Here is a 23162-nt window from a genome sequence, read left to right as displayed (position 1 = left end):
TCGTGCAATAATCAAAGGAGGATCGTTTGTTTTATGAGTAAACAAGAGACATTTAAACCCTTTGTGCCGGCCGATCAGGTCAAACCGGAGATCACCGTGACATCGGTGATTATCGGGATCGCGCTGGCCGTGATCTTCGGCGCGTCCAATGCATACCTGGGGCTTCGCGTGGGCTTGACCATCTCGGCGTCGATTCCGGCCGCCGTGATCTCCATGGGGATCATCCGCATCATCATGCGGCGGGATTCCATTTTGGAAAACAATATGGTGCAGACCATCGGATCGGCCGGGGAATCCCTGGCGGCCGGGGCCATTTTCACCCTGCCGGCGCTTTTTATGTGGGCGGAGGAAGGCGCGACACAACTGCCGTCGATCGTGACCATTTCCCTCATCGCCCTGCTCGGCGGGATTCTGGGGGTGTTGTTTATGGTGCCGCTGCGGGATGCGCTGATCGTGCAGGAACACGGCACCCTGCCCTATCCGGAAGGGATGGCCTGCTCCGAGGTGCTCATCGCCGGGGAGGAAGGCGGCTCCAAGGCCAGCCTCGTTTTTATCGGTCTGGGGATTTCTGCGGCGTATAAATTCATCACCGACGGGCTCAAGGTTTTCCCGAGCGAAGTGACCTACGATTTTAACAGCTACAAGGGCGCGGGCATCGGCATGGACGTGCTGCCTTCGCTGCTCGGCGTGGGCTATATCTGCGGGCCGAAGATTTCGTCCTATATGATGGCCGGCGGCGCGGTATCTTGGTTTGTGCTGATGCCGCTGATCTACATGTTCGGCGTGGCCAATCCCCACGCGCTTTTCCCGGCATCTCAGGCGATGGCCAAGCTGGGCACCTCCGATATCTGGGGGTCTTACATCAAATACATTGGAGCCGGCGCCGTGGCGGCCGGCGGGATTATGAGCCTGACCAAATCGCTGCCGCTGATCGTTCGGACCTTTGCCAAGGCCTTCAAGCAATACGGCAGGGGCATGGCGGATGAAGTGACCCGAACGACCAAGGACCTGCCGATGAAGGTGGTGCTCATCGGTATCGCGGTCGTCGCCATTGCGCTTTGGCTCTTCCCGGATGTGCCGGTGAATCTGCTCGGCGCCATCATGATTATCATTTTCGGCTTTTTCTTCGTGACGGTTTCGGCCCGGATGGTCGGCATCGTCGGCAGCTCCAACAACCCGGTGTCGGGGATGACCATCGCGACGATGCTCATCGCGACGATCATTCTCCGGGCGACGGGCAATATCGGCAATAAAGGGATGGTGGCGGCCATTGCCATCGGCTCGGTCATTTGTATCGCGGCGGCCATTGCCGGCGACACATCCCAGGACTTGAAGACGGGCTATATCGTCGGCGCGACGCCCTACAAACAGCAGATCGGCGAGATCATCGGCGTCTGCGCTTCGGCGGTGGCCATCGGCGGTGTGCTCTACCTGCTCAACTCGGCGTGGGGCTACGGCACCGAGCAGCTGCCTGCGCCCCAGGCCGGCATGATGAAGATGGTTGTCGAGGGCGTGATGCACGGCAATCTGCCGTGGTCGCTGGTGTTTGTCGGCGTTTTTCTGGCGGTGGTCGTCGAGATTCTCGGCGTGCCGGTGCTGCCCTTCGCCGTGGGGCTTTACCTGCCGATTTATTTGAGCACGCCGATCATGGTGGGCGGGCTCATTCGTCTCTTTGTGGACCAGCGCCGCAAGGTTTCCGACGAAAACCGCAAGGAACAGGTGGAAAACGGCACCCTCTTTGCCTCGGGGATGATCGCCGGGGAAGGGCTCGTGGGGATTTTGCTCGCCGTGTTCGCGGTGGCCAATATCAACCTGCAGGTGCCCTTTAGCATCGGGCGCATCGGCGGCGTGGTGTGCTTCGCCGCGCTGTGCGCCGTGTTTTTGCATTTTATCAACCGCAAGCACGCAGCCTGATGAAGGCCGCGGTGAAGGCCTGCTTCGGCAGGCTTTTCTTGCGGTCGGTGGAAAGGTGACTTGCGATGAGCCATAAAAACCAATCAAAAGAAAATTATCTCGACTACGTGCCGAGGCCCAACCAATTGTTTCCCGCTGCGGTGAACGCCGGCGGTCATATCGAGATCGCCGTGCAGAACAAGGGCTTTTTTAATAAAATCGCCCAGGTGGTGTTTAAGCGGCCGAAGGTCAGCCATATCGAGCTCGACGATTTCGGAAGCTTTGTGTGGCGGGCGATGGACGGCGAGCGCTCGATTTTTGAAATCGGGCAGATGGTGAAGGAGCGTTTCGGCGAGGCGGCAGAGCCGCTTTACGAACGGCTGTGCCGCTATATTAAAACGCTCCACGACAATCATTACGTGGTCTATGTGAACAAATTAAAAGCCTGAGGCGGCAAGAATCAGAAAGAAGGGATTCCATGCGTGTTTTAGAAAATCTTGAACCGAAAAATGTCTTTCGCTTTTTCGAAGAGCTGACCCAGATTCCCAGACCTTCCCATCAGGAGAAGGCCGTCAGCGATTATCTGGTCCGCTTTGCGAAGGCGCGCGACCTGGAAGTCCATCAGGACGCGATTTATAACGTGATCATTATCAAGGAGGCCAGCGAAGGCTATGAAAGCGAGGCGCCCATTATTCTGCAGGGCCATATGGACATGGTTTGTGAAACGGCGCCGGGCTGCACCAAGGACATGAGCCGGGAAGGGCTGGATCTCGTGGTGGACGGGGATTATATCTCGGCGAAGGGCACGACCCTCGGCGGGGATGACGGCGTGGCCGTGGCCTATGCCCTGGCGCTGCTCGACGACGAAACGCTTTCCCATCCCCGGCTGGAATTTGTCTGCACCGTGGCCGAGGAGGTGGGCATGGACGGTGCCCACGCCATCGACTGCTCCCCGCTCAAGGGGCACCTGCTGCTCAATATGGATTCGGAGAATGAGGGCGTGGTGCTCGCGGGCTGTGCCGGCGGCGGATCGGCCAAAGTGCGTCTTCCGGCCGAGCGGGCGGGCTCGCCCTGGGAGCGGGTAACCCTGCAGGTGACGGGCCTGACAGGCGGGCACTCCGGCACGGAGATCAACAAGGGCCGGGCGAGCTCGGTCGCAATATTAGGCCGGGTGCTGCGGGAAGCGGCCGAGCAAACTGGGCTGCGGCTTTTGGCGATGACAAACGGCAGCAAGGACAACGCTATTTCCCGAGAGGGCGCAGCCCTGGTGGCTGTCGAGAATCGGCAGGTTTTTGCCGGCGCGGTACGGCAATCGGAAGCGGCGATTGCGGCGGAAGTCCACGTGGCGGATCCGAAACTGACCATCGCTGTGACGAACGGACGGCCTGTCGCCGGGGTCTCGCCGGAGGCCGATGTGCTGAGTGCCGCGGCGACGCGGCGCGCGCTCACCCTGATGGCGGCATTGCCGGCCGGAGTGCAGCGTATGAGCGACAACGTGGCGGGCCTGGTGGAGACCTCGCTCAACTGGGGCGTGGCCACGCTGGACGGCAACGGGCTTTTGATGCGGGCGGCGCTTCGCAGCTCGGTGGGCACGGCCTATCAGGCGCTGGCCGCCAAGGTGCGCTGGATCGCCGAGGCCTTTGGCGCCCGGGTGCAGATGAGCGGGGAATACCCGGCCTGGGAATGGGTGGAGAACTCCGTGCTGCGGGATAAAATGGCGCGGATCTACCGCGATATGTTCGGCAAAGAGCTCGTGATTGAAGCCATTCACGCCGGCGTGGAGTGCGGGCTTTTGGCCGGCAAGATTGCGAATCTGGACGCGATTTCCATGGGGCCCAATATTTTGGATATCCACACGCCCCAGGAACGGCTTTCCATCTCGTCGACCAAACGGATGTACGATTTTATTGTTAAAATCATCGAAGCCAAATAAAAACGGCAACGAAAAGCGCCGGCTGTCAGTAGACAGCCGGCGCTGAGCCGTTTTACCTGGTTATTTGTGGCGATAGCGGCAGTTGATCGATGACTTTGGCTAAATATTCAATCATGAGAACCAAAAGGCATTTGGATCTACTTACGGTGTTTCCAAGGGCGATGGTTGTATATGATTATAACAACGAAGGGATCCATAAAAAAACAAAAACGGATGCTCCTCCTGTAAAGGACAGGGAAGCATCCGTTCGTCAGCCCTGATTCATCTATTATGAGTCAGTTTTTTGAGGACAAATTATTAACACAGGATTTTTATTGCTCGAGCGGAAGTCGCCGGCGATGCGATAGGAACATTTTGGTAATTAATAAAGCCGATAATGGCAAGGACAAGCATGACGGCAAGCAGTGACAGGATGCAAATACCGATTATTTTAAAGAATTTGTTCCAATTCATTTTGCTCTCCAAAAATGAGAAGTCGAGTTTTCATTAGGGTAACTGGTCATTCGGCCGTACATTGTCCCCACCTGAACAGAAAGTCCTTTTATAGGGCCGATTTTATAGAAGTAGGAAGCTCTCGAATAAACTTTGTTGCCGCTGATGTAACCGGATTTGCTGGTAGGGTTTGTTTGAACGAGCGGATTAAGATTTTTTACGACATGAGCATTCGTATAAACAACAGAACGTATCCTGTTATTTTTCACACGGTAGCCGGTTTCCAAACGGTATTGTAAAGTGGTTATTCCTTTGATTTTCATCGAATGGGTCGCGCTCGTTCGACGAACAATAGCGCTTGCTTTTGATTTTTCCAGAAGCGAAGGCGCTGATGAAACAGCCTCAGAATATTCACTAACGGCGATATCCGGATTTTGAGATGACGGATTTAAATAAGTATCTGGATTTAATAGTAGTAGTACAGAAATATTTTTTGCAAATTGTCATTTTAGAAGTTCCTTTTATAGCTAACTTATTAGGATATCTTAATTAAATTATACAACCATGTGAAATCGAAGTCAATTAAAAAATAATAAAATACTATCGGCATGGATTAAAAGTTGAATCAAATCGACGCTCAGACTGCCGACAAAATCCGAGATTTTATATTTTTAAGCTTTGTTGATCATCTGAGGCATTAGCAAATCAGGGCGCAAGTTCGGCCAGAGCTCGGGCTGTGGCCAGATCGGTGATGAGCATATTCACATACCCGCCGCGAAGGGCGCCGCGGATGGCGCGGGCCTTTTCCGGGCTGCAGCACACGCCGATGGCATAGGGCGTGCTGCGCAGGGCTTCGAGGTCGACGCCGAAGACCTTTTCATTAATGGGAAAGGGGGCGCAGGATCCCCGTTCGTCGAAGAAATGCATGCAGATATCGCCGCAGACCCCGGCAGCCTGCAGTTCGGCGATCATTTCGCCGGTGAAATAGCCGGTGCGGATGATGGTTGAGCGGCTGTCCGGCAGGTTGATGGACGTTAGGGCGACGCCGAGCCGGACGGCTTTTTGAGCACCCGCCGGATGCTTTGCTCCTTCATCAGCTCGCACTTGGCCTCGGAGCGGGAGGCCATGGCCGGGGCGTGCATGAGCAGGCGATGGCCGCCGAAATTTTCGGACGGGGCGGCCGCGATGGTGTTGCCGCGGGGCTCGTTGGCGGCGTGGCGCCGGCGGTTCGCACGGGGGAGGATTTAATGGTGGTGTTCGCGTAAGCGAGCGGCAGGTATCGAAAGATGCCTGTTTTTTTGTGTGCGCAGGCTAAGAAGGTGCGCGGGCACCATGGAATGGCCGGACAGAAAAATTTTCATTGAAAAATGAAAACGATATGCTTATAATTAAAGAAAAGAACGATGCCCGCCGGCGTTTTACGACGTGCCAGGTTGCGGGCGAAAGGAGAAAAAATGACAGATGATCAATGGTTATGGGCGAAAAAGCAGGATAAAGAGGGCGCGTTTTATTGGCTGCCGCTGCCGGTGCATCTGCGGGACACGATGCAGGTGGCCGGGCTTTTGTGGGACCATTGGCTGAGCGGCGGCGTGCGGCGGCAGATCAGTCGCTCGCTGGATGAGCCCGATGAAGAGCGGGCGCGGGCGCTGGTGTGCTTTTTGGGGGCCGCTCACGATATCGGGAAGGCCACGCCGGCCTTCCAAACCCAGCAGGGATACGCCAATGCTGAGGATTTAGATCAGCGCTTGCTCGAAAGGCTGGAGCGCGCCGGCTTTGGGGTGCTCAGCATGCTGCCGCCGTCCTCGCCGAGGGCGAGCCATCACGCGCTGGCGGGGCAGGTGATTTTGAACGAAGCGGGGATTCGTCCCGACATCGCCTCAATCGTGGGGGCGCATCACGGCAAGCCGGTGGATAGCGAGAAAGACGTTCGGGATCAATTAAACGGGTATTCGGCCAACTATTATCAGGTGGAGAATTCCCGGTCCCCGGTGCATCAAAAATGGCAGAGGGTGCAGCAGCAGATTTTGGCCGATGCCCTGCAGGCGAGCGGTCTAACGATGGAGACGCTGCCGCGGGTGTGCCAGCCGGGGCAGGTGCTGTTGTCGGGACTGCTGATCATGGCGGACTGGATCGCCAGCAACGAGCGCTACTTCCCGCTGCTTTCGCTGGGAGAAACCGATGCGGCGGATCCGGCGGCGCGGCTGCAGGAGGGCTTTGAGCGATGGTTTAAAAACCGGCCGTTGACCTTTCAGCCGGATGCGGATGCCACGGCCTTGTATCAGGCGCGGTTTGGATTCGATCCGCGGGTCCTGCAGCAAAGGGTTTACGCGGCGATGAATTCGGTTCTCTCGCCGGGGATTGCCATCCTCGAGGCGCCGATGGGCTGCGGAAAAACCGAAGCGGCCCTGGCCATGGCCGAGCAGATGGCGGCCAAAACGGGGCGAAGCGGGCTGTTTTTCGGCCTGCCGACCCAGGCGACCTCCAACGGGATCTTTCCCCGGGTGAAAGATTGGCTCGAGAAGGTCACGGCAGCAGGGGACGAAAAGGCGGTGTCGCTGCGGCTTGCCCATGGGAAAGCGGCCCTCAATCCGCTGCAGGCGGCCCTGGCCCGAAAGCAATGGCCCGATTTGATGCACGGCCAATCGGCACTGAATGACGGCTCAGAAGAAGGGGCGGATACCGACGCGGACGGCCAGGGCGGCGTCTTTGCCAACGAATGGTTTTCCGGGCGCAAGACGGCCCAGCTGGACGATGTGGTCGTGGGTACGGTGGATCATTTTTTGCTCACCGCCCTCAAGCAAAAGCATCTGGCGCTGCGCCATCTGGGGTTTAGCAAAAAAGTAGTGGTGATCGACGAGGTGCATGCCTACGATGTTTATATGGGGCAATATTTGAAGGAGGCCCTTCGCTGGATGGGGGCCTACGGCGTGCCGGTGATTTTGCTCTCGGCCACGCTCCCGGCGGTCAGCCGGCAGGCGTTGATTGCCGAATATCTTTATGGACGAGGCCTGCCAATTCCCAAAAAGGCATTTGAAAAAAAGTACGACGCCCTACTGACATCTCAGGCCTATCCCCTGCTGACCTATTCCGACGGTGCCGAGATCAAGCAGCTGGCCGATTTTGAAGTGGAGAACCCGAAGCAAGTGGCAATTGAAGATCTGGCGGAAGACGACCTCTATGACAAGATCGCCGATTTGACAGCGGACGGCGGGGTGGTCGGCGTTATTGTGAATACCGTCAAGCGGGCGCAGACCATCGCGCGAACTTGTGCCGAGCGCTTTGGGGAGGACAATGTGGCCCTGCTGCATTCCCAATTTATCGACGCCGAGCGCATTGCCAAAGAAAAGGCACTGACCGAGATGATCGGCAAAGGGGCCCGTCGTCCGGAGCGCAAAATCATCGTCGGCACCCAGGTGATGGAGCAGTCGCTGGATATCGACTTTGACGTGCTGATCAGCGACCTTTGCCCGATGGATTTGTTGATTCAGCGCATCGGGCGGCTGCACCGCCACGCTATCGATCGGCCAAAGGCGCATCGAAATCCGGTGCTTTATGTCATGGGCCAAAGCGCGGCGTTGGATTTTGAGCGCGGCGCATCGGCGGTATACGGCGATGATCTGCTGATCCGCACCCAACATTTTTTGCCCGAAACGCTGAGGATCCCCGAGGATATTTCGCCGCTGGTGCAGCAGGTGTATGGCACGGCGGCAGTCGATTTTTCGGATCCGGCGTTGCAGGAAAGAGCTTTGGCGTGTCGGCAGGAAAATCAAACCAAGCAGAAGAATAAAAGTCAAAAAGCGGATGTGTTTCGTTTGGATAAGCCAAAACTCAAATGCAAACCGGAAAAAAATACCTTAATCGGCTGGTTGAAAAATCCTGATATGGGCGAAAGTGAAGAACGAGCCATTGCCCAGGTGCGGGATATTCAGGAGACGGTTGAAGTGATCGCAGTCAGGCGCTGCGGTACCGGCTACACCTGCTTTGGAGAGAACGAGGATGTCTCCGGACGCATCGGTGAGGCAAAAATCGCGAAGAAAATTGCACAGCAGACGCTGCGGCTGCCCCATGGAATCGTGGCGGCAATCGGTGCCGACCAACTGATCCGCCAGCTGGAGCAATACAATCGTGAGTTTTTGCTCTCCTGGCAGGAGCAGCCGTGGCTTAAAGGCTGTTTGGGGATTATTTTTGATGAAAGCAATTATTTTCAGCTCAATGGGATCGATTTATATTATAATGAAACATATGGATTGCAAAAGCTTTAAAGCAGGGAGGCATGTGAATGGGGCGATTTAATTTATTGGACGAACCGTGGATCGCCGTGATGCCGGCGGACGGCGGCCGGGCAGAGACGGTGTCTCTTTTGACGCTGTTTCGCGAGGCGCACCGCTATCAGCGGTTGGCGGGAGAGATGGTTACCCAGGATTTTGCGGTGCTGCGGCTGTTGCTCGCGGTACTCACGACGGTGTTCACCCGGTTTGATGTGGATGGCGAGTCCTATCCCTTTGTGGAACTGGACGAACGCGATCGGCAGACGAACGATGTGGACGAGGACGATTTGGAGGAAGACGAATACGAAGAAACCATGGCAGCGACCTGGGAGACGCTTTGGCGGCGCGGGCGCTTTCCCGAGATCGTGACGGCCTATCTCGAAAAGTGGCGGGATCGGTTTGACCTGTTTGACGAGACCTATCCCTTTTATCAGGTGCGCGAGGAGGATTTTGAGCGGTATGGGTTGAAAAAGAAAAAGGATGACAAGGAACCACCAGATAAGTGGAAAGGGACGGAAAAATATGGCACACTTTTTACAGGAAGCAATATGAATCGCTTAATTTCTGAAAGCAGAAATAAAAAGGCTCTCTTTTCACCTAAGAACGATTTGGAAAAAGATGTAATGGACTCAGCAGAACTGGCCCGATGGCTGATGATGCTACAAGGCTATGTTGGAACAGGGGATAAAGGGAAATTTCGAAAAAAGGGGAGTGAAGAAACTTGGTCTAAAGGATGGTTATACGATATTGGCGGTATCTGCATGGCGGGAGACAATCTTTTTGAGACATTGATGATGAATTTGGTGCTCTGCCATCCGGAGGAAAAGGATGTTTGGCATCGGCAAAGACCCTGCTGGGAATTTGAAATCGGAGCGTTTTTGGATAAGCTTTTGCGCGGGGAGCAGCCGGATAATTTAGCAGAGCTTTATACCAATTGGGCGCGGGCAATACGGATCGACCTGAAAACACAAGCAAGCGCAGATATTTGGCTGGATATGGTTAAAGTGCCGGAGATCATCCACGAAGAGCAGGTTTTGGAGCTGATGACCTTGTGGAAGACGCCGCCAAAGAAAGGGGATCAAACGTGTTCACCCCGTAAACACACCCCGGAACAAGCCATGTGGCGATCTTTTGGATTAATCACCTTGAACAAGGCCAGTGATAAGCAAAGACGGCCGGGCATCTTGGATCAATACGATGCGATTCGGGATTTGGTTGGCAACCGAATCGTTCATCTTTGGGCGGTGAGCATGCGAGATGACGGTGATCCACGATCTCGGGCGCCGGTGGATGAAATCGTAGACGTGCTTAATCTGAATGAGATGGTGGTCACCGATCAGAGCGAAGATGGTTGGTGTGTGCGGATTAACGAAGCGGTGGCTATCACCAAAAAAGTGGTGGAACAGGTCTATCGAACATACATTCAAGAGGTCGCTGCTGTCAGGAAAATCGGGAGAGAGGACTCAAAAGGAAGGCTTGACGCGATAAGAAAAGCATATATTGAAAGCAAAAAAGAAGATATGTATGCGGAAATTGATAGACCCTTTCGCGATTGGCTTGAGGCGATTCGGCCGGAGGACGACAAGGATGCGCAGATCAAGATTTGGAAGGAAAGCCTTAAAAGATTAGTGTCGTGGCAGGCGCGCCAGATTTTGGAATCGGGGAGCCATTTGGATTATGCAGGCCATACGATTGAAATAAAAGGCAAAAAAGGAAAGGATAAAGAGAGCAGGGTGATCAATATCGCGACGGCCTATAATCGTTTTTGTGCCAAATTAAATCAACTTATTCCGTATTCATAAGATTAGGAGGTAGCCTATGATCATTCAAGATACAACAGGCAGCGCCAAAGATGTCGATCGTGTAACGGCTGAAATCATTCACAGGTTTGAAAGCCAGCGGGAGTCAGGAACGGCGAAAGCGGCGTTGGCCGAGCTTCGGCGCTCGGCGGGGCAATCCTTTGCCGAGGCGCAGGCCGTGTGGCCCATGCTGCTCGCGCAGATGCCCGAATCCATGCTGTCAAGCAGCGGCGAGCCGACGGCGGAAGAAAATGCCGTTTTTGCCGCGCTGCAGTTTTACGCCTTGTGCCAGCAGGGGAGCCGCCGGGTTTCCGGCTTGCCGGAGAGCGATAAACCGGCGGAAGCAAATGAAAAGCGGCAACGGCTCAATATGGGCGCATCGCTTAGAACCCTGCGCAGCGATGCAAACGAAAAGGCCTTGGACCGGCGGTTTAACGCGATGCTAACGGCGGAGTCTTTTGACGAGCTGGCCTATCATTTGCGGCAGCTGATCAAATTGGCGAAGGCCGCCGGCGTCAGGGCGATCGATTTTCCCCAGCTGGCCGAGGATTTGTTTTGGTTTCAGCGGGGCAGTGATCAACAGGTGAAGCTGCGCTGGGCCACCGCCTATTATCGAATGAATCAAGATGACAAAGAAACGAAACAGGAGGAAGCAAGCCATGCAGAATAAGCGCTTATTTTTAGATATTCACGCCATTCAGACACTGCCGCCGTCGAACATCAATCGGGACGATACCGGCAGCCCCAAGACTGCGCAATACGGCGGGGTGACCCGGGCGCGAGTCAGTTCCCAGGCGTGGAAAAAGGCAATGCGCGATAGTTTTTTAAAGGAAAGCAAACGAACTTTTGATGTTGTGAAATTAATTGTGAAACAAATTCAGATAATAGATCCGTCGTTATCAGAAGAAGAGGCTATCAAGTATTCAAAGAATATTTATGATCTTTTAGAGATTAAGTTAACTGGGAAAAAGAAAAAGGACGATCCTTATGATAAAGCAACTGTTTTGCAGTTCATTAGCGAAAAGCAAGTAAAGGGCTTGGCAAAAAAAGCATTAGAACTATCTGGAAAAAAATTAAAAGGAAAAGAGAAAACAGACACTAAAAAGGACATAGTAGAAAAATTTAATAAAGATCCAGGCATCGATTTAGCTCTTTTTGGGCGGATGGTGGCGGAAAACACAGATTTAAATATCGATGCCTCGGCCCAGGTGGCCCATGCCATTTCAACGCATGCTGTGCAGACGGAGTTCGATTATTTCACGGCAGTGGATGACGTTAAAGAAGAGGAAGGTATTCAAGGCGCGGGCATGATTGAATCAAAGGAATTCAATTCATCGACATTGTACCGCTATGCCAATGTGGCATTGCATGAATTGGCGAATCAATTGGGGAGCGAACAGCAGGCAATAGACGGAGCAAGACGTTTTATTGAGGCGTTTATTAAATCAATGCCAACCGGGAATATCCATTCTTTTGCCAATCAAACGATTCCGGAAGTTTTGATGATTACCCTGAGAGAGGATCGCCCGGTGAGCCTGGTGACAGCTTTTGAAAATCCTGTTAAATCCTGTGGAGATGGCTATGCTAAAGAATCTGTTAAGCGGCTGGTCGAGGAATACAATCAGGTTAAAAGATTTGTTCAAGATCCGCTTTTCACCTTGTATATAACGAAAGATGGCAAAGCATTGAACATGGATGGGGTGAAAGAAAATACAGATTCTGAGTTATTGAATGACCTGGTAGATCAGTTATTTCAGGAAAGCCGTTAAAACGATGAAGACCATTTTGTTAAAGCTCGCCGGGCCACTGCAAGCCTGGGGCACCGATGCGCATTTCGAGACGCGCCACACCGATCGGCATCCTGCCAAAAGCGCGGTGATCGGCCTGATCGCGGCGGCCTTCGGCTACCGGCGCGAGGAAGATGAGCAGATTCAAAAGCTGGGCGCCCTGCACTTCGCCGTGCGGGTGGATCAGCCCGGGCGTCTGGCGAAGGACTACCAAATTGCGGCCAAGAAAAATCTTAAGAAGGAAGACGCGGTTGAACATACCTATACGACGACCCGCTATTATCTTGAAGACGCACTGTTTGTCGCGGCGGTCGGCCATGAGGATGGCGCGTGGGTCTCGGCCATTGCCGACGCACTGCGCGCGCCGTATTTTCAGCCTTTCATGGGGCGGCGCTCGTGCCCGGTGCCGGCGGATCTGCTGCTGGACGTGGCGGATGCCGATGTGCTGAGCGCGCTCAATCAGCTGCCCTGGCAGGCGGCGGATTGGTATCGTCGGCGCTACGTCCGGGAGCATCCGGATGCCAAAGCCGCAAAGCTCGAAGTTTTTGCGGATGCAGCGTTGGTCGCTTCGCCTAAGGGCCGGCAGATGCGCAGGGACGAGGTGATCTCCTTTTCGCAAAGCAATCGCCGCCATCGCTTCAGGAATGAAGCGCGCACCCAAGTCACTTTGGATATGCCCGAGATGGCTGCCGCCGGGCACGATGCCTTTGCCGCGTTGGGAGGTGTGTGAGATGTTTATGTCGCGGGTGGCGATCGACACGGAAAATCGAAAAAAGCTGCGGGAACTTTCTCATCTCGGCGCGTACCACGCCTGGGTGGAGGACAGCTTTCCGGAAGAAAGAGATCAACCGAAAGCCGAAAGAAGCCGCAAGCTTTGGCGCATCGATCGCCTGCAGGGCGCGCCCTATTTGCTGGTGGTCAGCCCGACACCGCCAGCTCTTTCTGCTCTGGAAAAATACGGCGTGGCGGGATCGGCCGCGTGTCGAGATTACGCGCCGCTTTTGGACCGATTGGCCGCCGGACAGCGGCTGCGCTTTCGGGCGACGCTTAATCCGGTGGCGTCCGTCATGCACTCCGGAAAAAAGCGGGGAAGGGTCATTCCTTGCGGAACGGTCGACGCGGAAATGAAATATTTGTTCAAACGGGCGGAAAAGAACGGCTTCACTCTGGAGGCAGACAACTTCACCATCACCGATCGCGGTTTCGCCCTGCTCAAAAAAGGCGGGGAAAATATCCGCCTGGCCAGGGCGAGCTATGAGGGAATGCTTGAAGTGATCGACGTGGCGCAGTTTCGCCGGACGCTGACCGAGGGCATCGGCCGAAAGAAGGCCTATGGCTTCGGGCTGATGACGGTGATTCCGGAGGCCCGGCCGTGAGCCGTATGGCCGGTGCGAAAAAAGCGGAACTGCCCGAGCTGCCGCGCATCGAAGACCGGGTCAGTTTTATTTATATCGAACACGCGAAAGTGAACCGCCAGGACAGCGCCATCACCGTGGCGGAGAGCCGGGGCATCGTCCGCATCCCGGCGGCGATGATCGGCGTGCTCTTGTTGGGGCCGGGCACAGACATCAGCCACCGCGCGGTGGAGCTGTTGGGCGATACCGGAACGGCGATGATCTGGGTGGGCGAGCGGGGCGTGCGGCAATACGCCCACGGCCGCTCGCTGGCCCGCACCACCCGCTTTCTCGTAAAGCAGGCGGGGCTGGTCAGCAATACCAGAAGCCGGCTGGCCGTGGCCAGACAGATGTATCAAATGCGCTTTCCGGACGAAGATGTGTCTGCGCTGACCATGCAGCAGCTGCGCTCTCACGAAGGCGCCCGGGTTCGAAGGACGTATCGCAGGCTGTCCCAAGAATACCATGTGCCTTGGAAACGGCGAGACTACAATCCGGAAAATTTTGAGGGCGGCGACCCGGTGAATCAGGCATTGTCCGCGGCCAACGTGGCGCTGTATGGCCTGGCGTACAGCGTGGTGGCGGCTCTGGGGCTGTCGGCCGGCCTCGGCTTTGTGCACACCGGGCACGATCGCTCCTTCGTGTATGACGTGGCCGATTTGTATAAAGCCGAGACGACCATCCCGATCGCGTTCCAAGTGGCGGCGGCTTATGAAGCGGGTCAGGACATCGGGCGAATCACCCGGCGGCGAGTGCGGGACGCCTTTGTCGATGGCCAATTGATGACGCGCATGGTTCGGGATTTGCAGCAGCTGTTGGCCATCCCGGCGGACGAGCAGATCACCGCGGCGCCGATCAGCCTCTGGGACGATAAAGCGGGCCTGGTGGCCCACGGCGTGAATTACAGCGAGGCACCGCCATGCCCCTGACCATCATCACCGTGAAAAACGTGCCGATCTCCCTTCGGGGCGATCTCTCCAAGTGGATGCAGGAGATCGCGACCGGTGTGTTCGTAGGCAATTTCAATGTCAGAATTCGGGAATTGCTCTGGCAGCGCGTGCAGGAGGCAGCCGGCGTCGGCGAAGCGACGCTGGCCTATCCGGCGCGCAACGAAATCGGCTATGCTTTTCAAACGAGCGGTGGCGCCCGGGAGGTGATCGACTGCGACGGGATCCCGCTGGTGATGATGCCGACGCCCGAACGTGCGGGGAAACCCGATACCCTTCGGCCAGGTTTCAGCCGGGCATCCAAGATGCGTCGGGCGCGTCGATTGGCGCCGGGAGAAAAGCAGCGCGCGGCCCCTAAGCCCTATGTGGTGATCGATCTGGAAACGGATGGCCTCGACGCGGCAAAGAACCGAATCATCGAGATCGGCGCCGTGAAGGTCGACGGGCAAACCGTGTCGACCTTCGAACAGTTGATCGTGCATCCCCGGGCGCTGCCGAAAAAAATCACCGAGCTCACCGGCATCACGGATGCGATGCTGGCTGATGGCGGCCGGACAGAAGCCGAAGCGATCAAAGCGTTTCTGGCTTTTATCGGCAGCGATGATCTCGTCGGGTACCATGTCGATTTTGATGTTCAATTTATCAATCAAACTTTGCGCCGAATGGATATGGACCCGCTACATCATAAGGTGTATGATCTAATGGGAGTCGTTAAAAAAGAAAAAATGTTTCAGGGGAATTATAAGTTCGAGACGTCACTGCAATCTTACGGGATCAATGAAGAGGTGCCGCACCGTGCGCTGGCGGATGCGAAACTGATCTATGCGCTTTCGACAAAAGTGAAGAAATTTCGCTGAGGGGGATTAGAGGAATGGCTTAAAATGGGGGATCTATTACTGTCTTTCCCGCATACGCGGGGGTGATCCTGACCGCCGGCCTTTTCTAATTGTTGCATATACGTCTTTCCCGCATACGCGGGGGTGATCCTAAAATCATCGCAATTGAAGATGGTACAAAAAAGTCTTTCCCGCATACGCGGGGGTGATCCCAGGTCCTTTCAAGTAATTTGCCGCCTCATAAAGTCTTTCCCGCATACGCGGGGGTGATCCTATTCTTTTGTCACGCCGAGCTTCATCCCCATAGTCTTTCCCGCATACGCGGGGGTGATCCTAAGCTTTGTTTCGCAAGCGTTCGGGAGGATGAGTCTTTCCCGCATACGCGGGGGTGATCCCAAAGCCTAATATCGCAATCGCGATGGCGATTCGTCTTTCCCGCATACGCGGGGGTGATCCCGACGCGGCCGTCCTTTCCCGCCGCGGGGTGAAGTCTTTCCCGCATACGCGGGGGTGATCCTAAAAAAGTATTCACGAAGTATCGCCCACCTCAGTCTTTCCCGCATACGCGGGGGTGATCCTATTGTTTATGTTTCTTCATCGTTTCCTCCTGTGTCTTTTCCGCATACGCGGGGGTGATCCTTATAGCACGAAAGCGTGAAGAGAAACTATGATGTCTTTCCCGCATACGCGGGGGTGATCCTACGTCGCTGTCCTTTCCGCCGCTATAAGCTACGTCTTTCCCGCATACGCGGGGGTGATCCTGGCGGTGCTTTCTGCCTTTAGGTCTTTGATCCGTCTTTCCCGCATACGCGGGGGTGATCCTTTGCGGCTTCTTTTCCGGTAGCGCCGGTCATTGTCTTTCCCGCATACGCGGGGGTGATCCCGCATTTTCCCCAGAAAAGAGCCCTTTTAAGGTGTCTTTCCCGCATACGCGGGGGTGATCCTCGGGCAACGACGTCCCCCGCTGCGTTGTTAAAGTCTTTCCCGCATACGCGGGGGTGATCCCCGACTGGCACAGCTGGGGATCAGCGAGCGCAATCTCAAGAAGTGGATTGCCGAAGCACTGGGAGTTGGCCAGAAAGAGGCCAATCGCATCCTCAGCGATGAGGTTTATGCGGAGTACAATCAGCATGCCAGAGCCTATCAACTCAGCGGATTAAAGCAAACACCCTTTGCGGAAAACGCCGAGCTGCAAAGCCTGATCCAAGCGGTGACCCGGCAAACGCATGGCACCTTCCAAAGCATTACTCAGTCTTTGGGCTTTGCGACCAAGGGGCCGCTGGGCAAAGTCAACGTGCAACGCTTGCAGGAATTTTATACCCAAACCCTTGATGACGCGATGATGGACATTGTCAGCGGGGCGTTTAGCTATAACACGGTGCTGGAGCGGACCATTAACACGATGACCAAAAGCGGGCTACGGTCCGTGGATTATGCCACGGGGCACAGCAACCGCATCGAAGTGGCCGTTCGGCGGGCCCTGATGACCGGATACAGCCAGGTGCAGCGCTATAACGCTGAGCAGGTCGCCGCTGAGCTGGGCACCGATTATTTCGAGGTTTCCGCTCATGGCGGGGCCCGTCCGTCCCATGCTGAGTGGCAGGGACGGGTGTACAGCCGAGCAGAGCTGTACAGCGTTTGCGGGCTGGATACGGCTGCCGGGCTTTTGGGGATTAACTGTTATCACAGTTATGATCCGTTCATCCCCGGCATATCGGTCCGGCGATACAGTGACGACGATCTGGACCGTATCCGCGAGGAAGATGCCAGACCGCGGGAGTACGATGGCAAGTCTTATAACAAGTATGAGGCCTTGCAGCACCAGCGCAAGCTGGAGACGACACTGCGCAAATACCGCCGAGACGTGCATCTGCTGGAAAAGGGCGGCGCCGATCCGGATACGATCTTAAACAAGAAGATCAAATACCAGGTGACTTATGGCCAGTATAAGAACTTCAGTAAGGCCATGGAGCTGCCGATGCAGCGCGCTCGGATTTATCAGGATGGGCTCGACGTGAACATGTACGCGAAACGCGTTGCAAAACCGGGAAAAAGTGCTATAATAGTAACAAGAGAAGCGGGGCCAATCCAAATGAATCTTCAGTTATTTGCCGAGGAAAAAGGCCTCAGTAAACAAACAGATAAAAACCTCAAAAAGGGAATAAAATCCTTGGAAGAGGAGATCGCAAAGCATGAAAAGAAAATTCAAAATCCTGCAGCCATTTATGAAGATTGGGACCAAGTCCCTGAGATTGTGCGGCAAGGAAGATTAGAGCATTGGAGAAAAGAGATTAGGGCCTTTGAAAAAGGGGGTTCTGATCGCAGAGTAGAGCTCAAGAGGAGGAAAAAAGAATGAAGGACAACAATCTATTGACAAAAGATGGTATTGCCTACATTGTTTCACGAATCCTTGATTACGCAGTGGATGCTAAAAGTGCGGTTGAAAAAGAGCCTCAGAATCTGTTCTATCAAGGCAAACGGTTGGCATATACTGAAATGCTGGATGTTATTAAGAATGAGCTTACCGTGCGCGGAGAAGATATTAAAGCGTATGGTTTAGATTTCGATATTGATAATTTTAAATTTGATGTCCAAGATAAGAGACGGATTTCGTAAAGTGTAAATTCTAAAGCACCTTCGGGTGCTTTTTTAGTACTCAGATTTTGAATAATCAAACGCCGACGGGCGTTTTTTTATTGCCTGGACAGCGGAATCAGTCCTAAAACAGTTCCGTCGCGGGCATTGGTAAAGGCCCTAATAACACCTATATGCGAAAGGAGAACGCAGATGAAAACAGAATTTTTGACAGGTCTCGGTTTGGAAAAGGACGTGATCGACAAGATCATGGCCGAAAACGGCAAGGATATTAACGCGGCAAAAGAGGCGGCAACAGAAGAGCTGACGACCACCAAGGAAGAACTCAAGCAGACCCAGGAGCAGCTTAAGACGGCCAACGCCACCATCGACGGCTTTAAGGACTATGACGAGATCAAAGAACAGGTGGCAGATTACAAAGCCAAGTACGAACAAGCCGAAGCCGACAAGCAGAAGATTCAGGATGATTACGCGTTCAACAGTAAGTTTGAAGCCGCAGCCAAAAAGGCCGGCGCGCGGGCGATCAAGGCGGTTTCGCCGTTTATGGATATGGATGCCCTGAAAGCATCGAAAAACCAGGACGCGGATATCGAAAAAGCCTTTGCGGATTTGAAAGCCGGGGAAGAAACCAAGTTCCTTTTTGCGGCGGACGAAGTATTTTATCTTAATCATCTCGGGGAGCGGGGGCCTTGAATAAATAGTTATACAGCATTTCGGCAAATTCGCTTATGACCTTTTCCTCATCATGCGCTTCGCCGGGGAAGAACGAAAGCTCGTGAACAATGGCTTCAATGCTCGTATGAATCATGAACGCGGCGGTAGAAAGATCCTTTATCTTGAGACTTGACTTATAAAACTCGAGCAAAGACAATATTTTATTTATTGCAAATGTACGGTATGGATTTTCCAACCGGCGAAAATCATCGCTTTGATACGATAAAGACGTAACTTCCTTTTGAAACGGAGTTAAATATTTGTGGCTTTCCATGACGGAAAAAATATATTTTTTTATCAGCGCAAGCGGAGAGAGCCGGGAAATATCCTCCGGGATAATTTTTTCTAAAACATCCGAATATAAATCATCGACCAGCTCGTCGTAGATTTCTTTCTTAATTGGGGAAATAGCTGTATAATGAGCCGATAGAAACGTTGGCCGCTTTTGCGATTTCGTTAGTGCTTACATTTGAATAGCCCTTTTCCGAGAACAGCCTCAGAGCTGTTTTTTTTATGAGCCTTTTTCTTGCGATGCTTCTTTTTTGTTTTGGTATGCGGGTTTTTTCTGAGTGCATTTATTAAACCTCTGTTATTTTACGCAGACAGTAGCAACAATTTCTTTGATTTTATCACAAATTGTCAAATATCAGTCTGATTATGCCATATAAAAATACGGCGGTCGATATAATGCGAGCAATAGCTCATATTCTATCGACAAATCGTCGTCGGCGTGCAACAATAGACAATAAACATGAGCAATAGTTCGTTTTTATTCCGTTGATTGTCGCATAAGAGCGCCGGATTAAATACAGACGGAGAAAGGATCGAGATATGAGCTTTATTCGTTTTAGAAAGGTAACGAGGAAATACCGCACGGGAAATCACATAATAAAGGCGCTTGACTGTGTTGACATGGACATTGAGCAGGGTCAGTTCACGGTGATTTTAGGCCCCTCTGGCTCCGGTAAATCGACCTTTCTGAACCTTTTGGGCGGAATGGATTAAATAACAAGCAGGGAAATTGATGTGGGCGAGAAAATCGTATCGAGCCTGACCGAAAAGGAAAGAACGCTGTACAGAAGACGGGATATCGGCTTTGTCTTTCAGTTTTACAATCTTATCCCGACGCTTACGGCTTACGAAAATGTTGATATGGTCTCCAAATTGTCCGAGAATGCGATCGGCGCAGAGAAAGCTTTAGAAGCGGTCGGGCTGCTGACGCGTGCGGATAATCTGCCGTCGCAGCTTTCGGGCGGCGAGCTTCAGCGGGCATCCATCGCAAGAGCTATTTGCAAAAATCCAAAATTACTTCTCTGCGATGAGCCCACCGCGGCGCTTGACAGCGAAACCGGCAAAAGCGTGCTGGTCATGCTTCAGTCCTTAGCGTAAAAATACGGGAATGCGGTTGTCCTGATGACGCACAATGCCGCCGTAGCGCCGACCGCGGACAGATTGGTCCGGCTAAGGGACGGCAAAATCAATGAGGTCGCCAATCAGCCGAATCCGGTTCCGGGGGCGGAGGTTGTGTGGTAATGAGATATCTAAATAAAAATTCAGGCGGGATTTCTTCAGACTGCTTCAGTTTATTGCCGTGGCCGCTCTGTCGATCGCGGTTTACTGCGGCATGAGCGCCGTATGGACAAGCATGGAACATGTCTATCGCGATTACAAAAACGAGACAAAACCAGCAGATGCCTATGTCGCCGGCACGCATATCGAGGACAGCGTCACGGACAAAATCAGGAAGCTGCCGTATGTGCGCGAAGCCGAAGGCGCGATGCTGGTTAAATATAACGCCGTCATCGATCGCAATCAATCGGATCTTTACGTTCATTCTTTTAAGCAAAGCACCAAAAAGGTGCTCAATCCGCCTATCAGAAGCGGGGAGCGCTTAAAGGAGGATGCGGAGGGTCTCTGGATTGACGAGGATTATGCAAGGGCAAACGGGCTGAGAGCGGGAGATGAAATTTCAATAGCATACGACGGCGCCGAGCATCGGGTGAAAATATTGGGAACGGTGCTTGATGCCGAAAATATCTATTTTGTCACGGCTTATTCGGAGACTGTTCCGGACCATGTCCGCCACGGATACGGTTATATGAGCGAAAAATACGCTAAAAAATAATGGGAGGCGTTTCCTATAATCAGATAAGAATAGCCTTATCCGGCAAAGCCGTATCCGAAGAAAAGCTCCAACGGGAGGTTGAGGCTATCATGGGCGGGGCTTTTTTCCCTTACGATAAAAGAGGACAAGGTGTCTGTAAATCAGGTCGACGAAGAAATTGCCCAGATAAGAAAGATGGCCGTGCTGTTTTCATTCGTTTTTATTCTGATCCATTTGGTCGATTTATGCGACGATGAGCCGATTGATCAGCAAGCAGATCGTTCAGATCGGGACGTTAAAATCTCTGGGCTTCTACGAGGCAGATTTACCTGCATTACGGGCTGCACGGTTATTTCACGGCCGCACTCGGAAGCATAATCGGAATGGCGGCGGGATATTCCGTAGTCGCAGATTTGGTTATGGCAATTAAAAAATCCACTTTGACCCTGCCGACCTGGGATAAGCGCGCCGGCGCCGACAGTATTTTGTTAATTCTGCTGATGATTCTGATATGCATGGCGGCCGTCGTCGTCACGACAAGAAAGGCCGTAAAAGACAATCCGTCGTTTACGATACACGGTGTGATGGAGAAGAAGTCGGATATAGGCAAGAAGCAAAAAAGGACAAAGCATTCCTTTGACGTCATATGGACAATTCGGAGCATGAAAATACATCCGGTGCGCACTGCGATGAGTATCATCGCCATTATCGGAAGCGTGGTGCTGATGGTTGCCGGTCTCGGTGTTTGGGATTTACTGTACAGCGCCTATAATTAGGTGTACAAAGAGGAATTCCGCTATCGGCGTTGTTTCTATGGACAGCATGGAGTGGACGCCGACAATAACGGGAGGGCATTTTTGCCGGTTGTCGGCAGCGTTATTTGTTTTTCTATGCTGATCGACCTGATTGTCTTCAGAAAGGTTAAAAGGGTGGATATGGTCGAATCGTTAAAAACCGTAGAATAGCCGACGGCCGCTGCGTGTATGCTTGGCGCGCCGTTATAGGGAAGGAGTGGTTGCGGTATGAATATCATGGATTATTTTGCGGTTCGCATCGTTCCGAGGCTGTATCGGGGAAAGGGGGCGCTTCACCCCGAGGAAACGGGTGCGCTCACCGATTACGGTAAGCTGTGTCCGGGAAAATGACGTCAATCTCTTTTTTATACGCAAGGGTGACACGCAGATAGCCGTCGATGCGGGATATCAGAGCCATGAGGGCTTTCCGACGGTGTGCGAGGGGATAGGCGTAAGCCCCGAAAAAACGGAAGCGCTGTTTCTTACCCATGTCGATCCCGACCATGCGGGCGGGCTCGATATCGGACAAAAAAATCATTTCGGCAGCGCGAGGGTCTATCTCGGGAAAATCGAAGAAAATTATCTGAAAAATACTTATCATCGTAAGAAAATAGGCCCCTTCGGCTTTAAAAATTCCGTGACAATAAAGCGCGGATATCGTCTGCTCGAGGATGAAGCGGTCGTTCGGATCGGCGATATCAAAGTTCAAGCCTATCTGGTACCCGGGCACACGCGGGGACATCTTTGCTATCTCATCGACGATTTGATGCTTTTTACGGGTGATGCCATCGCGCTCAATCAGGAGGGCGGCTGGTGCTTTTTCGCTCTCTTTAATGATGACAGCACGATGAATATTCAATCGCTTAAGCGTCTTAAGAGGCGGATCGATTTGTCGCAGGTGAAGTATGTTTTTACCGCTCACAGCGGGTTTACAGATGACGCGGAAAAAGCGTTCCGTCACATTGACGCAATTCCGAATTTGAAGGATAAAGGATTTGTTTTTGACTGCACAGCGCCTTATGATTGTTTTTCAAAAGAAAAATAGTATCCTGGCCAGCATCAGTTGCCCGGTTTCCATGAGCGGAGCTTTTGAGGCGTCTGCTCTTTTTTGTTCGATTCAAAGGCGCGCTCTGCTTTTCCATCCCGGTTGAAACTGCCGGAATTATTTGCTGCAGTTAAAGAAGCCCTCGTCTGTCTTGCCGCCGAGCTTGCCGTTCTGATCATCTTGCGGAGGAGGACGCGCGCGTTGTCCTTGGGGGCGCCGAGCTCAAGCCGAATGGTTGCAGCCGAGCTTCATGGCCGTATCGACAGTGACGATGTGTCGGAAGGCATCAAGGCTTCCGGCATGAGGATGGCCAAGCGTTGCAAATAAAGCCTTTTTGCCGCCATATCGCCGTTGCCATCGCCGTTGCCGCCTTAAAAAAGAATCAGCAACCGCCAAGGAAGAACTGAAGCAGGTCAAAGCGCAGCTGTAGGCGGCAAACGCCACTACGGCGATTTTGAGGACACGACGATATCAGAGAGTGGGCGGCACAGACAAAGCCAAGTACGAACAGGCCGAATTTTTTTGGTCTGATCAATTCTTTAAATTTCCTCAAATGAAGCGGCTGCATTTGGAAAAACATTGAAAAAACCCATCGAACATGTTAATCTATTAACAAACAAT

Annotated in this window: 24 protein-coding genes, 1 pseudogene and 1 CRISPR repeat array; of the genes and pseudogenes, 22 read left to right on the top strand and 3 right to left on the bottom strand. The window is 53.2% G+C overall.

Going from position 1 to position 23162, the window contains the following annotated elements; all coding sequences use genetic code 11:
• Nucleotides 1-33 precede the first annotated feature (33 nt).
• The 3 genes from V3C63_RS06280 to V3C63_RS06270 all read left to right on the top strand — a co-directional run bounded on the left by V3C63_RS06280 (nt 34) and on the right by V3C63_RS06270 (nt 3826).
• Entirely contained in the window at nt 34-1914 is a 1881-nt protein-coding gene (locus V3C63_RS06280) for an OPT family oligopeptide transporter (protein WP_329886946.1), read from the top strand.
• A gap of 65 nt (nt 1915-1979) precedes the next feature.
• Nucleotides 1980-2342 (top strand): PqqD family protein, encoded by a 363-nt coding sequence (locus tag V3C63_RS06275; RefSeq protein ID WP_329886945.1) that lies wholly within the window; start codon nt 1980-1982, stop codon nt 2340-2342.
• Between the two features lie 29 nt (nt 2343-2371).
• A complete protein-coding gene (locus V3C63_RS06270; RefSeq protein WP_329886944.1) occupies nt 2372-3826 on the top strand; it encodes an aminoacyl-histidine dipeptidase in 1455 nt (484 codons plus the stop codon).
• Between the two features lie 297 nt (nt 3827-4123).
• Here V3C63_RS06270 and V3C63_RS06265 read toward each other — a convergent pair whose 3' ends face one another.
• Together V3C63_RS06265 and V3C63_RS06260 are read right to left on the bottom strand one after the other, a co-directional pair.
• Complete coding sequence (locus V3C63_RS06265) at nt 4124-4279, bottom strand: hypothetical protein (protein WP_329886943.1); 156 nt, start codon at nt 4277-4279, stop codon at nt 4124-4126.
• Between the two features lie 684 nt (nt 4280-4963).
• Nucleotides 4964-5362 (bottom strand): sugar-binding domain-containing protein, encoded by a 399-nt coding sequence (locus V3C63_RS06260; RefSeq protein WP_329886942.1) that lies wholly within the window; start codon nt 5360-5362, stop codon nt 4964-4966.
• On the opposite strand from V3C63_RS06260, the gene V3C63_RS06255 reads away from it, so the two are divergent.
• The 12 genes from V3C63_RS06255 to V3C63_RS06200 all read left to right on the top strand — a co-directional run bounded on the left by V3C63_RS06255 (nt 5341) and on the right by V3C63_RS06200 (nt 18577).
• Nucleotides 5341-5523 carry a hypothetical protein gene (locus V3C63_RS06255; protein WP_329886941.1) on the top strand — a complete coding sequence of 61 codons (183 nt, stop codon included), beginning with the start codon at nt 5341-5343 and terminating at the stop codon, nt 5521-5523. The genes V3C63_RS06260 and V3C63_RS06255 overlap by 22 nt on opposite strands.
• A 189-nt stretch (nt 5524-5712) precedes the next feature.
• On the top strand, nt 5713-8520 hold the full coding sequence (cas3, locus tag V3C63_RS06250) for a CRISPR-associated helicase Cas3' (RefSeq protein ID WP_329886940.1): 2808 nt from the start codon (nt 5713-5715) through the stop codon (nt 8518-8520).
• Nucleotides 8521-8537: 17 nt separating this feature from the next.
• The gene (locus V3C63_RS06245) at nt 8538-10328 is read left to right on the top strand and encodes a type I-E CRISPR-associated protein Cse1/CasA (RefSeq protein WP_329886939.1); all 1791 of its coding nucleotides are present in this window, start codon (nt 8538-8540) and stop codon (nt 10326-10328) included.
• A gap of 16 nt (nt 10329-10344) precedes the next feature.
• Nucleotides 10345-10995: a type I-E CRISPR-associated protein Cse2/CasB gene (gene casB / locus V3C63_RS06240; RefSeq protein WP_329886938.1), complete on the top strand. Its 651-nt coding sequence runs from the start codon at nt 10345-10347 to the stop codon at nt 10993-10995.
• Nucleotides 10985-12094 (top strand): type I-E CRISPR-associated protein Cas7/Cse4/CasC, encoded by a 1110-nt coding sequence (gene cas7e, locus V3C63_RS06235; protein WP_329886937.1) that lies wholly within the window; start codon nt 10985-10987, stop codon nt 12092-12094. The genes casB and cas7e overlap by 11 nt, the downstream gene beginning before the upstream one ends.
• Before the next feature lie 4 nt (nt 12095-12098).
• On the top strand, nt 12099-12842 hold the full coding sequence (gene cas5e, locus V3C63_RS06230; protein ID WP_329886936.1) for a type I-E CRISPR-associated protein Cas5/CasD: 744 nt from the start codon (nt 12099-12101) through the stop codon (nt 12840-12842).
• A 1-nt stretch (nt 12843) separates the two neighbouring features.
• Nucleotides 12844-13488 carry a type I-E CRISPR-associated protein Cas6/Cse3/CasE gene (cas6e, locus tag V3C63_RS06225; protein ID WP_329886935.1) on the top strand — a complete coding sequence of 215 codons (645 nt, stop codon included), beginning with the start codon at nt 12844-12846 and terminating at the stop codon, nt 13486-13488.
• A 5-nt stretch (nt 13489-13493) separates the two neighbouring features.
• A complete protein-coding gene (gene cas1e / locus V3C63_RS06220; RefSeq protein ID WP_329886972.1) occupies nt 13494-14435 on the top strand; it encodes a type I-E CRISPR-associated endonuclease Cas1e in 942 nt (313 codons plus the stop codon).
• On the top strand, nt 14426-15310 hold the full coding sequence (gene cas2e, locus V3C63_RS06215; protein ID WP_329886934.1) for a type I-E CRISPR-associated endoribonuclease Cas2e: 885 nt from the start codon (nt 14426-14428) through the stop codon (nt 15308-15310). The genes cas1e and cas2e overlap by 10 nt, the downstream gene beginning before the upstream one ends.
• Nucleotides 15311-15351: 41 nt before the next feature.
• Nucleotides 15352-16294: a CRISPR direct-repeat array (repeat unit 28 nt; unit sequence GTCTTTCCCGCATACGCGGGGGTGATCC).
• Nucleotides 16295-16298: 4 nt separating this feature from the next.
• A complete protein-coding gene (locus tag V3C63_RS06210; RefSeq protein WP_329886971.1) occupies nt 16299-17645 on the top strand; it encodes a phage minor capsid protein in 1347 nt (448 codons plus the stop codon).
• Complete coding sequence (locus tag V3C63_RS06205) at nt 17642-17905, top strand: transposase (RefSeq protein ID WP_329886933.1); 264 nt, start codon at nt 17642-17644, stop codon at nt 17903-17905. Before V3C63_RS06210 ends, V3C63_RS06205 begins: the two co-directional genes overlap by 4 nt.
• Nucleotides 17906-18076: 171 nt before the next feature.
• Entirely contained in the window at nt 18077-18577 is a 501-nt protein-coding gene (locus tag V3C63_RS06200) for a phage scaffolding protein (protein ID WP_329886932.1), read from the top strand.
• Between the two features lie 416 nt (nt 18578-18993).
• Here V3C63_RS06200 and V3C63_RS06195 read toward each other — a convergent pair whose 3' ends face one another.
• The gene (locus tag V3C63_RS06195; protein ID WP_329886931.1) at nt 18994-19173 is read right to left on the bottom strand and encodes a TetR/AcrR family transcriptional regulator; all 180 of its coding nucleotides are present in this window, start codon (nt 19171-19173) and stop codon (nt 18994-18996) included.
• A 256-nt stretch (nt 19174-19429) separates the two neighbouring features.
• On the opposite strand from V3C63_RS06195, the pseudogene V3C63_RS06190 reads away from it, so the two are divergent.
• The 7 genes and pseudogenes from V3C63_RS06190 to V3C63_RS06160 all read left to right on the top strand — a co-directional run bounded on the left by V3C63_RS06190 (nt 19430) and on the right by V3C63_RS06160 (nt 22868).
• A pseudogene (locus V3C63_RS06190) lies at nt 19430-20131 on the top strand (ABC transporter ATP-binding protein).
• A 112-nt stretch (nt 20132-20243) separates the two neighbouring features.
• A complete protein-coding gene (locus V3C63_RS06185) occupies nt 20244-20723 on the top strand; it encodes a hypothetical protein (protein WP_329886930.1) in 480 nt (159 codons plus the stop codon).
• A gap of 129 nt (nt 20724-20852) precedes the next feature.
• The gene (locus tag V3C63_RS06180; RefSeq protein WP_329886929.1) at nt 20853-21080 is read left to right on the top strand and encodes a hypothetical protein; all 228 of its coding nucleotides are present in this window, start codon (nt 20853-20855) and stop codon (nt 21078-21080) included.
• Nucleotides 21026-21478 (top strand): hypothetical protein, encoded by a 453-nt coding sequence (locus V3C63_RS06175; RefSeq protein WP_425355359.1) that lies wholly within the window; start codon nt 21026-21028, stop codon nt 21476-21478. The genes V3C63_RS06180 and V3C63_RS06175 overlap by 55 nt, the downstream gene beginning before the upstream one ends.
• 246 nt (nt 21479-21724) lie before the next feature.
• On the top strand, nt 21725-21847 hold the full coding sequence (locus V3C63_RS06170; protein ID WP_329886927.1) for a hypothetical protein: 123 nt from the start codon (nt 21725-21727) through the stop codon (nt 21845-21847).
• Complete coding sequence (locus tag V3C63_RS06165) at nt 21807-22541, top strand: MBL fold metallo-hydrolase (RefSeq protein ID WP_329886926.1); 735 nt, start codon at nt 21807-21809, stop codon at nt 22539-22541. The genes V3C63_RS06170 and V3C63_RS06165 overlap by 41 nt, the downstream gene beginning before the upstream one ends.
• Before the next feature lie 63 nt (nt 22542-22604).
• The gene (locus V3C63_RS06160) at nt 22605-22868 is read left to right on the top strand and encodes a hypothetical protein (RefSeq protein WP_329886925.1); all 264 of its coding nucleotides are present in this window, start codon (nt 22605-22607) and stop codon (nt 22866-22868) included.
• Nucleotides 22869-23162: the final 294 nt, after the last annotated feature.

The organism is Pseudoramibacter faecis (genome assembly GCF_036289405.1).
In the GTDB taxonomy this organism is placed as follows: Bacteria; Bacillota; Clostridia; order Eubacteriales; family Eubacteriaceae; genus Pseudoramibacter; species Pseudoramibacter faecis.
Note: the sequence above shows the minus strand (reverse complement) of the source record. Positions and strands in the feature narration are given on the sequence as shown.